The organism is Streptomyces sp. NPDC057939, assembly GCF_042887545.1.
GTDB lineage: Bacteria > Actinomycetota > Actinomycetes > Streptomycetales > Streptomycetaceae > Streptomyces.
In genome coordinates this window covers 49,135-61,601 of record NZ_JBHVPG010000034.1, presented here as the reverse complement: position 1 = coordinate 61,601, position 12,467 = coordinate 49,135, and the positions used below count along the sequence as shown (strand labels likewise).

Here is a 12,467-nt window from a genome sequence, read left to right as displayed (position 1 = left end):
ATGTCCATACCCACGCCCACTCCGTCCGGGGTGCGTTCGCACCGCGCGGAGACCTACAAGCCCGGCGCCACCATCGGTGACTGGAGGCCCGAGGACGACGGCTTCTGGCAGTCCACCGGCCACAAGGTCGCCCAGCGCAACCTGTGGGTGTCGATCCCCGCGCTGATGCTCGGCTTCGTGGTCTGGCAGGTCTGGTCGGTGACCGTGGTCAAGCTGAACAACGTCGGCTTCGCGTTCTCCAAGTCGCAACTGTTCTGGCTGACCGCCATCCCCGGCCTCACCGGCGGCACCTTCCGGATCCTGTACACCTTCATCGGGCCGATCTTCGGCGAACGCAAGTTCACGGCCTTCAGCACGTTCATCCTGGTCGCCCCGATGCTGTGGCTGGGCTTCGCCCTCCAGGACACCGGCACGCCCTACTGGGAGCTGGCGCTCATCGCGGCCGTCTGCGGGATCGGCGGCGCGAACTTCGCCTCCTCGATGGCGAACATCGGCTTCTTCTTCCCCAAGCGGGAGAAGGGCAACGCCAACGGCCTCAACGGAGGTCTCGGAAACCTCGGCGTCAGCGTGGTCCAGCTGGTCGCGCCGCTGGTGGTCACCGCCGCCGTGCTGGGCGCCCCCGCCGGTGGCCCGCAGCGCGACGCCACGAACAACACCGACATCTGGCTCCAGAACGGCGCCTTCCTCTGGGTGCCCCTTCTGGTGATCATGGCGGTGCTCGCCTGGTTCCTCATGAACGACCTCAAGGTGGCCGCGGCCCCCTTCAGCCAGCAGAAGATCATCTTCAAGCGCAAGCACAACTGGCTGATGACCTGGCTCTACGTAGGCACCTTCGGCTCGTTCATCGGGTTCGCGGCCGGCCTGCCCCTGCTGATCAAGAACAACTTCGAGTCCCAGGGCTACCAGGCCACCACCTATGCCTGGATCGGCCCCTTCATCGGCGCACTGATGCGCTGGGCCGGTGGTTGGCTCTCCGACAGGATGGGCGGCGCCAGGGTGACCATGCTGTCCTTCGTCGGCATGGCGGCGGCCCTCGTCGTCGTGATCTTCGCGCTGCCGCACGGCGACGACCAGGGAAGCTTCTGGGCGTTCTTCATCGGCTTCCTGGTGGCCTTCGCCTTCTCCGGGCTGGGGAACGGCTCGACCTTCCGGCAGATCCCGGTGATCTTCCGGGACCAGCACATGCGCAAGGCCGAAGGCCAGGGCTCCGAGGCGCAGGCGGCCGCCATGAAGCAGTCCGAGATGGAGGCGGGCGCCGTCACCGGCTTCTCCTCCGCCATCGCCGCGTACGGCTTCTTCTTCATCCCGGCGATGTTCGCCGCGATGGCCGTCACGCACGCCCTGTGGCTGTTCATCGGGTTCTACGCGACCTGTCTCGTCGTGTGCTGGTGGTTCTACGCCCGCAAGGGCGCGGAAGCCCCCAGCTGACCGCCGGCCGTACGGGCGCGGGGAGGGGCGGGGTCGCAGGCGGCGGCGGGGCAGGGCCCGGGGACGGGGGCCGCCGCCCGGGCGGCCGTACCCTTGAGGCATGAGCACCGCCCCCGCCTCCGACCCGCAGCCCCCGCAGCCCGAGACCGAGGCGCGCCCGGCGAAGCCCGAGCCCGAGCCGAAGCCCCGGCTGGTCTTCGACGACCCGCTGGACCAGCAGTCCCACGACGACACGGACCGCGGCTGGGGCGAACGGGCCCCCGCCGGCGGAAGCACGGCCGACCTGGCCCGCTTCCTCGACGAGAAGCCCCCGCACCACATCTGATCCGCCCGGGCGGTCAGAAGGCGTCGCGCGACCCCGGCGCCCCGGGGGCGCCACCGTCGTTCCCGGCGCGCTGTGCGACGAGCGCGTCCCGGATCTCCTTGAGGACCTCCAGCTCGGTGATCTCCATGGTCTCCTGCACGCCCTCCTTGGCCTTGCGGCGCGCCTCCTGCTTGGCGAGGTACTTCGCCATCGGCAGCACCATCAGGAAGTAGACGACGGCGGCGGTGATCAGGAAGGTCAGCGTGGCGTTCAGGACCGAACCCCAGAGGATCTCCACCCCCGTCGGCTGGCCGTCCTTGCCGATGCCGCAAGGGTTCTTGATGCAGGACTTGTAGACATCCAGGTTCTTCGTGCCGATGGCGCCGATGACCGGGCTGATGATGCCCTTCACGAGCGAGTTCACGATGTTCGTGAACGCGGCGCCGATGACGACGGCCACCGCCAGGTCGACGACGTTGCCGCGCATCAGGAAGGCCTTGAAGCCCGCCAGGACGCTCTCCTTCTTCTTCTCGCTCACCACTGAGCCTTTCTTCGCATCTACGGAACTTGGAGCCAACGGTTCCGAAAGCTACGGCAGTCAAGGCCCGACGTGTCCAATCGCTGCCCTCCTTGAGGTGACTTGACTGCTCGCCCGTGCGAATCCGCACCGAACGAGACAGAGCGGAACGGATCAGCACAGCGTCACCGCCAACCTCGCCACTGTGCCCGCACCGACGAGGGCCCGCGCGGTGTCCCGGGGTACCGACAGGACCACCAGGGCCCCGCCTTCCCCGACCTCCCGGGCCGCATGCGGGACTTCGGCCACCCGCGCCCCCGCGGCCACCACCCGCGGCGGGCCCGCGCGCTCCGCCGCCACCACGTCCACCCGGTCGCCGGGGCGCAGCAGCCCCACCGTCGCGGCGTCCGCGATGCGCACCGGTGCCGACACCATGCGCACCGCCGCGGGCGGCGGTTTCACCTCGGGCGGCGGCGAACTCCGCGCGGCCCGGGCCTCCGTACCGCCGACGACCAGCACGGCCGCCGTGACGGCCAACCCGGCCGAGGCGGCCCGCCGCCTACGCCGCACCGCGCGGCGCAACCGCCCCGCGCCCCGCCCCACGCGCAGCGGGGCGAAGAGCGGAACGGGACGCGCGGGAGGGCACGCGGAGGCCGGCGGACACACGGAAGCCGAAGAACTCGAGATGCCCGGCGGACTCGCGATGCCCGGCGCACTCACGAAGCCCGGCGGACTCGCGAAGCCCGGCGCACCCGCCGAGTCGGAGCGGTACGGCGGGGGAGAGGCAGAAAGGGAGACCGGGAGCGAGGGCCGCGGGGTCGGGGGAGTGGTCCTGGACATGGTGAGCACCGCCGAACTGATCGGGTTCCGGTGTCGGGCGGACGCCCGAACACCCCTCACGATCCGCCCCGCCACCCGATCCCGCTCCGCCCTGTGGACGGTCCCCAGGGTGTGGACAACCCCGTCACCCGCACGAGTGGGCCGCGGACCACCCTCACGACCCGGTCGGCACCCTGCACTCCTCGGCGAAGCCCTGGCTGGTCAGGCCGAAGGCGCTGTTCACGCGCGAGCGGAAGTTCTCCAGGGCGATCATCGTGGTGAGTTCGACGAACGCCTCCTCGCCCAGCAGCGCGATCAGCCGCGCCGCCAACTCGTCGGTCACCGTCGGCTCGGTGTCGGTCATGGCCTCGGCGTACTCCAGGACGAGCAACTCGGTCGCCGTGAACACCTCGCGGGATTCCCGCCATTGCGGAACCCGCTCGATCTTCGCCGGCGCCAGGCCCAGCCCGGTGCCCTCCCAGTAGCCGAAGTCCATGCACCACGAGCAGTTGATCCTCGACGCGGCGGCCATCACCGCGAGGTGCTTCAACCCGGCGTCGAGCTTGTTCCACTTCGCCGCCCGCTGTTCGAGCCGGACGTACGTGAGCAGCACGCGCGGGTTGTGCCCGTAGGCCAGTCCGGGCTCCAGCACCTTGCCGTAGGTGCGGCGCGAGTACCAGGTGGCGATCCGCATGAGGAGGGTGCGCGGCGGGGTGAGCGAGATGCGCGGCATGATCGGCCTCTTCCGGTCGGGGGCGGCTTGTCGCCCTTTCACCACGGGGACAAACGGGCCGCGCGGAACGTGACACCTCCCGCGGACCCTCTTCGCCGCACGCTCCCGCGGACCCCCTTCGCCGCCGGCCGCGGACCCCACCGGACCCGGGACCCGCACCCGACCACCCCGAACACCCGAGCACCCCGGCCACCGGGACCACCCCGACCACCCGGGTCACCCCACCCGGGTCACCCCACCCGGGTCACCCCACCCGGGTCACCCCACCCGGATCAGCCCGACCGGCTACGGCAGTTCGATGCCCAGGTCCCAGCCGTCGTGGGCGTGGGTGCACAGGCAGTCCCGGGACTTCGTCTCCGGCAGCGCCGTCACCGCGTCGAAGAGGACCTCGCGCAACCGGCCGACGTTCTCGCCGAACACCCGCAGGACCTCGGTGTGGGATACGCCCTCGCCCGTCTCGGCGCCCGCGTCCAGGTCCGTGACCAGCGCCATCGAGGTGTAGCAGAGCCCCAGCTCTCGCGCGAGGACCGCCTCGGGGTGCCCGGTCATGCCGACCACCGCCCAGCCCGCCGCCGCGTGCCAGCGGGATTCGGCGCGGGTCGAGAAGCGGGGCCCCTCGACGACGACCATGGTGCCGCCGTCCACCGGCTCCCAGTCCCGGCCCCGCGCCGCCGCCAGCGCGACGGAGCGCCCGACGGGGCAGTACGGGTCCGCGAAGGTGGTGTGCACGACGTTGGGGACGGTGCCGTCGGGCAGCGGTTCCCCGTCGAAGAAGGTCTGGGCACGGGACTTCGTGCGGTCCACCAGCTGGTCCGGGACGACCAGGGTGCCGGGACCGTACTCCGTCCGCAGGCCGCCCACCGCGCAGGGGCCCAGCACCTGGCGGACGCCGACCGAGCGCAGCGCCCACAGGTTGGCCCGGTAGTTGATCTTGTGCGGGGGCACGGTGTGGCTGCGCCCGTGCCGGGGCAGGAACGCCACCCGGCGGCCGCCCAGCTCGCCCAGGTGGAGGGAGTCGCTCGGGGGCCCGTACGGGGTCTCCACCTGGATCTCGGAGACGTCCTCAAGGAAGGAGTAGAAGCCCGATCCGCCGATTACACCGATCTCTGCATTCGCCATGGCGCCACCCTAACCGGGGACGCGAAAGGCCCCGCCGCCCACAGGGGGCGACGGGGCCTCACGGAAAACGTACGAGGTCAGGCAGCGGACGTGGAGCCGGCGCTGCTGCTGCCCGAGCCCGCCGACGTCGAGGAGGACGAAGCCGCAGGGGTCGCGGCAGGGGTCGACGTCGTCGCCGGCTTCGAGGCAGGCGTGCTGCTCGACGAGGCGCCGCGGCTGTCGTTCCGGTAGAAACCGGATCCCTTGAACACGATGCCGACCGCGGAGAACACCTTCTTCAGGCGTCCGTCACAGCTCGGGCACACGGTCAGTGCGTCATCGGTGAACTTCTGCACGGCCTCAAGGCCCTCACCGCACTCGGTGCACTGGTACTGGTAGGTCGGCACGAATTTCCTCCTGGCACTCTGACTCAATGAGTGCTAACGACGCTCCATGGTGACGTATTCCGGCGGATCAGTCCACCGTCACCGGCGTGCGGTGACCGATCCCACGCTCGTTCACCCGATTACGGGTGGTCGGCGCGGTGGCCGCGGGGGCCCTCTCGGTACCCGTCGGGGACGAGTTCACGATCCGGCTCGGGGCCGTCGGGGCCAGCTTCGAGCGCAGCGCCAGCAGGGTGGCGAGCGCGACTGCGGTCGCCACGAGCGGCACGAGGAAGCCGTACGAGGACCCGTGCGCGTCCGTCAGGCGGCCGGCCAGGGTCACGGCGCCTGCCTGGCCGAACGCGACCGCGCCGGTCAGCCAGGTGAAGGCCTCGGTGCGCGAGGCGGCCGGGATCAGCTGCTCGATCATGGTGTAGCCGGTGATCAGCGCGGGGGCGATGCAGAGGCCGACGACCAGGCCGAGCGCGCCCAGCACGACCACCGAGTTGGCGGCCCACAGGACCGAGGCGGCGGCGGTCAGGCCGACGTAGCCCAGGATCAGGCGGCGGCGCGGGCCGATCTTCCAGGCGATGGCGCCCATCGCGATGCCGGCGATCATGTTGCCCGCGGCGAAGACGCCGTAGAGCATGCCGTTCGCGCCGGGGTTGCCGATCTCGTTGGAGAAGGCGGCGAGGGAGACCTGCATGCCGCCGAAGACGGCGCCGATGCCGATGAACGCGACGATCAGGACGCGCAGACCCGGGAAGGACAGGGCGGAGGCGTGCTTCTCGCCGTCCGCGAGCCGGGGGGCCGGCTTCGGCTCGGTGGAGCGCTGCGCGGCGAAGAACAGACCGCCGAGCAGGGTCAGCGCCGCCTCGGTGGCCAGACCGGCCGCCGGGTGGACGCCGGTGCACAGCGCGGTGGCGAGCACCGGGCCGACGACGAAGGTGAACTCGTCGGTGACGGACTCGAACGCGGCCGCGGTCGGCAGCAGCGGGGAGCCCTCCAGCTTGGCCGCCCAGCGGGACCGGACCATGGGTCCGACCTGCGGGACGGAGGCGCCGGCCGGGACGGCGGCCAGCGCGAGCACCCACAGCGGGGTGCCGATCAGGGCGAGCGCGGTCAGCGCGCCCACGGCGGCGGCGTGCACGAGCACGGCCGGGACCAGGACGGCGCTCTGGCCGCGACGGTCGGTGAGCTTGCCCATGACCGGGGCGAACAGGGCCATGGAGACGCCGGTGACGGCGGCGACGATGCCGGCGTCGCCGTAGGAGCCGGTGGAGTGCTGGACGAGCAGCAGGATGCTGATGGTCAGCATGCCGAACGGCAGGCGGGCGGCGAAGCCGGGGAGGACGAAGGAGAGGGCTCCGGGCGTGCGCAGGAGCTGCCCGTAGCCGGGGCGGGCGGACTTGTCGGTCGTGACCGCGGATGTCACGGCCTGGCCTTTCCGCTGCCTGGTAGAACTCCCCGTCTGCGGACGATGCGCCGCTTTGTGAGCGGCCGCACCCGTACATGTGGGAGCCCCGAGAGCTGTCCTCTTGCGCAGAACCGAGTGATACCTGGGCGCCCACTGCGGGAGGGTGCCACGGCCGCTTTGCGGTCGCGCCAGCTCTGCGTCAGGCAGAGTTGGTTCGATCTGGTGTGCCTTCATCATACAGGGGAATGCGCTAGCACGCCCTGTGATTGCGCTGACAAGGCATGACTTCACCTGCGATTAACCGGAACTTCGCATTCCTTGACCACCGATATAGGGGCAAGGGTGGTCACACACCACTGAAATTGGCCGAATTAGAACGTCGCTCTAAAGAAAAACGTTCATACGGGCCCCCGATCCGGACACCCTCCGCCACCTAGAGTGACGCCGCGCCACCGGTCCCCAGCCATCCCGCGAGCTTGCCGCCGCGGGCCACCGCGCGCAGCCGCGCCTCCGCCGCGTCCCGCACCGGGTCCGTGGCCACGACCAACAGCTCGTCCCCGCGCCGCAGCACGGTCGACGGGGCCGGTACGAAGCTCTTCGCGTCCCGCACCACCAGCGTGACGGAGGCCCCGGCGGGCAACCGCAGCTCGCTGACCTCGACCCCGTGCATCCGCGAGGCGGGCGGGATGGAGAAGGACAGCAGGTGCCCGCGCAGCTTCTCCAGCGGCGCCGACTCGATGCCGAGGTCCGAGGCGGCCTCGTCGGTGTCGCCGAGCTCCAGCTTCCGCGCCAGCCACGGCAGCGTCGGCCCCTGCACCAGGGTGTAGACCACGACCAGCACGAAGACGATGTTGAAGACCCGCTCGCTGCCCTCGATCCCCGACACCATCGGAATGGTGGCCAGGATGATGGGCACCGCGCCGCGCAGGCCGGCCCACGACATCAGGGCCTGCTCCTGCCAGGGCACCCGGAAGGGCAGCAGGCTCACGAAGACCTCCAGCGGCCGCGCCACCATCGTCAGCACCAGCCCGATGATCACCGCGGGCCAGAAGTCGTGGACCAGCTCGTGCGGGGTGACCAGCAGGCCGAGCAGCACGAACATGCCGATCTGGGCGATCCAGCCGAGCCCGTCCGCGAACCCCCGGGTGGCCGGCCAGTGCGGCAGCTTGGCGTTGCCGAGCACCATCGCGGCCAGGTACACCGCGAGGAAGCCGGAGCCGTGCGCCATCGCGCCGGCGGCGTACGCGGTGATCGCGATGGCCATCACGGCGATGGGGTAGAGGCCCGAGGCGGGCAGGGCCACGTGCCGCAGCCCGTACGAACCGAGGAAGCCGACCGTCAGGCCGATGGCGGCGCCGATCGCCAGCTCCAGCGCGATCTTGCCGAGCAGCAGGTACCAGTCGTCGACCGGTCCGACCGTCGCGAAGGCGACGACCAGGATGACGACGGGGGCGTCGTTGAAGCCCGACTCGGCCTCCAGCACGCCCGTGATCCGGGACGGCAGCGGAACCTTGCGCAGGACCGAGAAGACGGCCGCCGCGTCGGTCGAGGAGACGACCGCGCCGATCAGCAGCGCCTGCCGCCATTCCAGTCCGACCAGGTAGTGCGCCCCGGCCGCCGTCACGCCGACGCTGATCGCGACGCCCACCAGCGACAGCATGATCGCGGCCGGGAGGGCCGGTTTGATCTCTTTCCACTTGGTGCCCAGACCACCCTCGGCGAGGATCACGACGAGCGCGGCGTAGCCGATGACCTGCGTCAGTTCGGCGTTGTCGAAGACGACGTTCCCGATGCCGTCCTGGCCTATCGCGACGCCTATGCCGAGGTAGATGAGCAGGCTGGGAAGTCCGCTGCGCGACGAGACGCGCACCGCCGCCACGGCGACGAGCAGCACGAGCGAGCAGACCAGCAGGAGCTCATTGAGCGTGTGGACAGTCAGTGGGCGGCCCTTCCTGGAGGCGCCGCCCGGCGGATCGTTCCTCCCGAGGGCGCATTCGGCAAGTACTTCGTTACCTTACCTAATCTTTGACGCTTTCTTGACGCGCTCCTCACATTGTGAAACGCCGGATCGGCCTTGTCCTCAGCACCCGCGACCCCTCCCACCCGTCGGGCCGGGCGTCCCCCCGACCCCTGGCGGATCAACGAACCCGGGTCTGCGCCTATGGTTGCTCCCAGACTCAGGACCACCCTGCCCCTCTAAGGACAGCGATGCCCGCCAACGAATCCGGACCTTCCGTCAAGAAGAAGGGACGACGCGCACGCCTGCTCGTGCTCGTCATGGTCCTGGCGCTCTTGGCGGGCCTCGGCTACGGCGCGTACTGGAGCGCGGACACCGTACGCGCCTCGTTCCCGCAGACGACCGGCTCCCTGAAGGTCCCCGGCCTGACCGGGACCGTCGACGTGAAGCGCGACGAGCACGGGATTCCCCAGCTCTACGCCGACAACGACGAGGACCTCTTCCGCGCCCAGGGCTTCGTGCACGCCCAGGACCGGTTCTGGGAGATGGACGTACGCCGCCACATGACCTCCGGCCGTCTCTCCGAGATGTTCGGCTCCGGTCAGGTGGAGACCGACGCCTTCCTGCGCACCCTTGGCTGGCGGCAGGTCGCACAGGCCGAGTACGACACGAAGCTTTCGCCCGAGACCAAGAAGTACCTCCAGGCCTACGCCGACGGGGTCAACGCGTACCTGAACGGGAAGTCCGGCAAGGACCTCTCCGTCGAGCACGCCACCCTCAAGCTGAGCGAGGGCTACGCGCCGGAGAAGTGGTCGCCGGTGGACTCGGTGGCCTGGCTCAAGGCGATGGCCTGGGACCTGCGCGGCAACATGCAGGACGAGATCGACCGCTCGCTGATGGCCAACAAGCTCTCGCAGGCGCAGATCGACGAGCTCTACCCGCCGTACCCCTTCGACCGGAACAAGCCGATCGTCGAGGGCGGCACGGTCACGGGCGGCAAGTACACACCGCAGGGCACGGGTACCGGTACCGGTACGGGTACCGGCACCGGTACGGGAAACAGCACCGGTAACGGCACCGGCACAGGCACAGGCACAGGCACCGGTAACGGCACCGGCACCGGTAACGGCACCGGAACCGGTTCGCAGGCCCTGCCCCAGGGCGGGAGCAACGCCTCCGGCCTCGCCGGCAACGCCACCGCCCAGGGCGCGAGCGTCGGTCTGCGCACGCAGCTGACCTCGCTCGCCAAGACCCTGGACGAGATCCCGGCCATCCTCGGCCCGAACGGCAGCGGCATCGGATCGAACTCCTGGGTCATCTCGGGCAAGTACACGACCACCGGCAAGCCGCTCCTCGCGAACGACCCGCACCTGTCCCCGCAGCTGCCCTCGGTCTGGTACCAGATGGGTCTGCACTGCCGCGCGACCTCGCCCCAGTGCCAGTACGACGTCGCCGGTTACAGCTTCTCCGGCATGCCCGGCGTGGTCATCGGCCACAACGCCGACATCGCCTGGGGCATGACCAACCTCGGCGCCGACGTCACCGACCTCTACCTGGAGCAGGTCCGTCCGGACGGCTACGTCTACGACAACAAGACGCTCCCCTTCACCGTCCGCGACGAGGTCATCAAGGTCGCGGGCGGCCCCAGCAAGAAGATCACCGTCCGCTCCACCAACAACGGACCGCTGATCTCGGACCGCAGCGACGAACTCGGCACGGTCGGCTCCCGAGCCCCCGTCCCCAGCTCCGCGCCCGACCGCGGCGACGGCTACGCCGTGGCCCTGCGCTGGACGGCCCTGGACCCGGGCAAGTCGATGGACGCGGTCTTCAAGCTGAACCGGGCCAAGGACTTCAACAGCTTCCGGGCCGCCGCCGCGGACTTCGAGGTCCCGTCCCAGAACCTGATCTACGCCGACAACAAGGGCGCCACCGGCAACATCGGCTACCAGGCCCCGGGTCGCATCCCGATCCGCACCCAGGGCGACGGCCGGCTCCCGGCCCCCGGCTGGGACCCCAAGTACGCCTGGAAGAGCGGCAACGCGGGCTACATCCCGCAGAACGAGATGCCGTGGGAGCTCAACCCGGCACGCGGCTACGTCGTCACCGCCAACCAGGCGGTCATCGAGAGCGGCACCGGCGCCGGCAAGTACCCGTACCTGCTGACCAACGACTGGGGCTACGGCGCCCGCAGCCAGCGGATCAACGACCTCATCGAGGCGAAGATCAAGGACAGCGGCAAGATCTCCACCGACGACATGCGCACCATGCAGATGGACAACAGCAGCGAGATCGCCGCGCTGCTGACGCCGATGCTGGCCAAGATCCAGGTCTCGGACCCGGACGTGCGCTCGGCGCAGAAGCTCCTGGAGGGCTGGAACTACACCCAGGAGCCCGACTCGGCGGCCGCCGCGTACTTCAACGCGGTCTGGCGCAACATCCTCAAGCTGTCCTTCGGCGACAAGATGCCCAAGGAGCTGCGCGTCGAGGGCAGTTGCTCGAACGTCCGCGACGAGACCAGCGGACCCGCCGACGACCTCGCCGAGCTGGTCCGCGAATGCGGCACCCGCGACGCCGAATCGGCCCAGCCCGACGGCGGTGACCGCTGGTTCGAGGTGGTCCGTCGCCTGGTCAAGGACGAGAAGTCGGCGTGGTGGAAGAGCCCCGCCGTCCGCGCGGAGAAGGCGACCACCACCCGCGACGAGCTGTTCGCGCGGGCCATGCAGGACGCCCGCTGGGAGCTCACCGCCAAGCTCGGCAAGGACCAGTCCACCTGGAGCTGGGGCCGCCTGCACCAGCTGACGCTCAAGAACCAGACCATCGGCACCGAGGGCCCCGGCTTCATGCAGTGGCTCCTCAACCGCGGCCCGTGGAACCTGGGCGGCGGCGAGGCCACCGTCAACGCGACCGGCTGGAACGCCTCCGGCGGGTACGGGGTCACCTGGGTCCCGTCGATGCGCATGGTCGTGAACCTCAACGACCTGGACAAGTCCCGCTGGATCAACCTGACCGGCGCCTCGGGACACGCGTACCACGACAACTACACGGACCAGACGAACCTCTGGGCCAAGGGCGAGCTGCTGGACTGGCCCTTCGGGAAGGCGGCCGTCGACAAGGCGACGGTCCACACCCTCACGCTGAAGCCGGCCGGCTCGAACTAGCCGAAGCGCACCACCCCCGACGGGGTGGCGACCGCCCGGACGGGGTGGTCGTGCGGTTCCTCCGGGACCCGCGCGACCACCTCTTCGTCGTAGAGGAGCACCACCAGCGCCGGATGCGCCCCGGCCCGCTCCAGCCGCGCCAACACCCGGTCGTAGGAACCGCCCCCGCGGCCCAGCCGCATGCCGCGCCCGTCCACCGCAAGTCCGGGCAACAGGACGGCGTCGGCCCCCGTCACCGCGTCCGGGCCGAGCGGCGGACCGGCGGGCTCCAGCAGCCGCATCCTCCCCGGGTGCGCCGCCTCGGCGAGGCCGTCGGGGCCCTCGTACACCGCCCAGTCGAGGTCGTTGTCGGGCAGCAGCAGGGGCAGCAGCACCCGCTTCCCGGCGGCCCGCAGCGCGTCGAGCAGGTCACGGGTGCCCGGCTCGCCGCCGACGGAGACGTACGCGGCGACCGTGCGGGCGTCGGCCAGTTCGGGCAGCGCGAGGGCGGTGCGGGCGAGCGCGCGGGCCGCCGCCCGCCGTGCTTCGTCGGGCAGGGCGCGACGGGCGGCGAGCAGTTCCCGGCGCAGCGACGCCTTCTCGGGCGGTCGGGGTCCGTTTTCGGGCGGATTTTCTACCACAGTTGAGTCTCAATCCCTTGTTCATTCGGGCAT

Annotated in this window: 11 protein-coding genes; 3 read left to right on the top strand and 8 right to left on the bottom strand. The window is 70.5% G+C overall.

The window, feature by feature from the left end; translation table 11 throughout:
• Nucleotides 1-1,428, top strand: a complete 1,428-nt coding sequence (locus ACFVS6_RS29440; protein ID WP_389708527.1) for a NarK family nitrate/nitrite MFS transporter — start codon at nucleotides 1-3, stop codon at nucleotides 1,426-1,428.
• Nucleotides 1,429-1,528: 100 nt separating this feature from the next.
• Nucleotides 1,529-1,753, top strand: a complete 225-nt coding sequence (locus ACFVS6_RS29435; RefSeq protein WP_389708525.1) for a hypothetical protein — start codon at nucleotides 1,529-1,531, stop codon at nucleotides 1,751-1,753.
• 13 nt (nucleotides 1,754-1,766) lie between these two features.
• Here the strand turns inward: ACFVS6_RS29435 and mscL are convergent, their stop codons facing one another.
• The 7 genes from mscL to ACFVS6_RS29400 form a co-directional block, all read right to left on the bottom strand.
• A complete protein-coding gene (gene mscL / locus ACFVS6_RS29430; RefSeq protein WP_389708524.1) occupies nucleotides 1,767-2,273 on the bottom strand; it encodes a large conductance mechanosensitive channel protein MscL in 507 nt (168 codons plus the stop codon).
• 150 nt (nucleotides 2,274-2,423) lie between these two features.
• The gene (locus tag ACFVS6_RS29425; RefSeq protein WP_389708522.1) at nucleotides 2,424-2,819 is read right to left on the bottom strand and encodes a hypothetical protein; all 396 of its coding nucleotides are present in this window, start codon (nucleotides 2,817-2,819) and stop codon (nucleotides 2,424-2,426) included.
• 424 nt (nucleotides 2,820-3,243) lie between these two features.
• Nucleotides 3,244-3,801 (bottom strand): carboxymuconolactone decarboxylase family protein, encoded by a 558-nt coding sequence (locus ACFVS6_RS29420; protein ID WP_389708520.1) that lies wholly within the window; start codon nucleotides 3,799-3,801, stop codon nucleotides 3,244-3,246.
• Between the two features lie 285 nt (nucleotides 3,802-4,086).
• The gene (locus ACFVS6_RS29415) at nucleotides 4,087-4,920 is read right to left on the bottom strand and encodes an S-methyl-5'-thioadenosine phosphorylase (RefSeq protein ID WP_389708518.1); all 834 of its coding nucleotides are present in this window, start codon (nucleotides 4,918-4,920) and stop codon (nucleotides 4,087-4,089) included.
• A gap of 77 nt (nucleotides 4,921-4,997) precedes the next feature.
• The gene (locus ACFVS6_RS29410; RefSeq protein ID WP_389708516.1) at nucleotides 4,998-5,306 is read right to left on the bottom strand and encodes an FmdB family zinc ribbon protein; all 309 of its coding nucleotides are present in this window, start codon (nucleotides 5,304-5,306) and stop codon (nucleotides 4,998-5,000) included.
• 67 nt (nucleotides 5,307-5,373) lie between these two features.
• On the bottom strand, nucleotides 5,374-6,717 hold the full coding sequence (locus tag ACFVS6_RS29405; protein WP_389708514.1) for an MFS transporter: 1,344 nt from the start codon (nucleotides 6,715-6,717) through the stop codon (nucleotides 5,374-5,376).
• Nucleotides 6,718-7,132: 415 nt separating this feature from the next.
• Complete coding sequence (locus tag ACFVS6_RS29400; protein WP_389708568.1) at nucleotides 7,133-8,611, bottom strand: potassium/proton antiporter; 1,479 nt, start codon at nucleotides 8,609-8,611, stop codon at nucleotides 7,133-7,135.
• A gap of 296 nt (nucleotides 8,612-8,907) precedes the next feature.
• Between ACFVS6_RS29400 and ACFVS6_RS29395 the strand changes: the two genes are divergently transcribed.
• A complete protein-coding gene (locus ACFVS6_RS29395; protein ID WP_389708512.1) occupies nucleotides 8,908-11,814 on the top strand; it encodes a penicillin acylase family protein in 2,907 nt (968 codons plus the stop codon).
• Here the strand turns inward: ACFVS6_RS29395 and ACFVS6_RS29390 are convergent.
• Nucleotides 11,811-12,434, bottom strand: coding sequence for a 5-formyltetrahydrofolate cyclo-ligase (locus ACFVS6_RS29390; RefSeq protein WP_389708510.1), 624 nt, complete (start codon nucleotides 12,432-12,434; stop codon nucleotides 11,811-11,813). The two genes, ACFVS6_RS29395 and ACFVS6_RS29390, sit on opposite strands and share 4 nt — an antisense overlap.
• Nucleotides 12,435-12,467: the final 33 nt, after the last annotated feature.

What these genes read in the sequence shown, in the direction of transcription:
- ACFVS6_RS29440 (WP_389708527.1), top strand. Translation starts at nt 1, where the DNA reads ATGTCCATACCCACGCCCACTCCGTCCGGGGTGCGTTCGCACCGCGCG.
- ACFVS6_RS29395 (WP_389708512.1), top strand. Translation starts at nt 8,908, where the DNA reads ATGCCCGCCAACGAATCCGGACCTTCCGTCAAGAAGAAGGGACGACGC.
- ACFVS6_RS29420 (WP_389708520.1), bottom strand. Translation starts at nt 3,801, where the DNA reads ATGCCGCGCATCTCGCTCACCCCGCCGCGCACCCTCCTCATGCGGATC.
- ACFVS6_RS29415 (WP_389708518.1), bottom strand. Translation starts at nt 4,920, where the DNA reads ATGGCGAATGCAGAGATCGGTGTAATCGGCGGATCGGGCTTCTACTCC.
- ACFVS6_RS29435 (WP_389708525.1), top strand. Translation starts at nt 1,529, where the DNA reads ATGAGCACCGCCCCCGCCTCCGACCCGCAGCCCCCGCAGCCCGAGACC.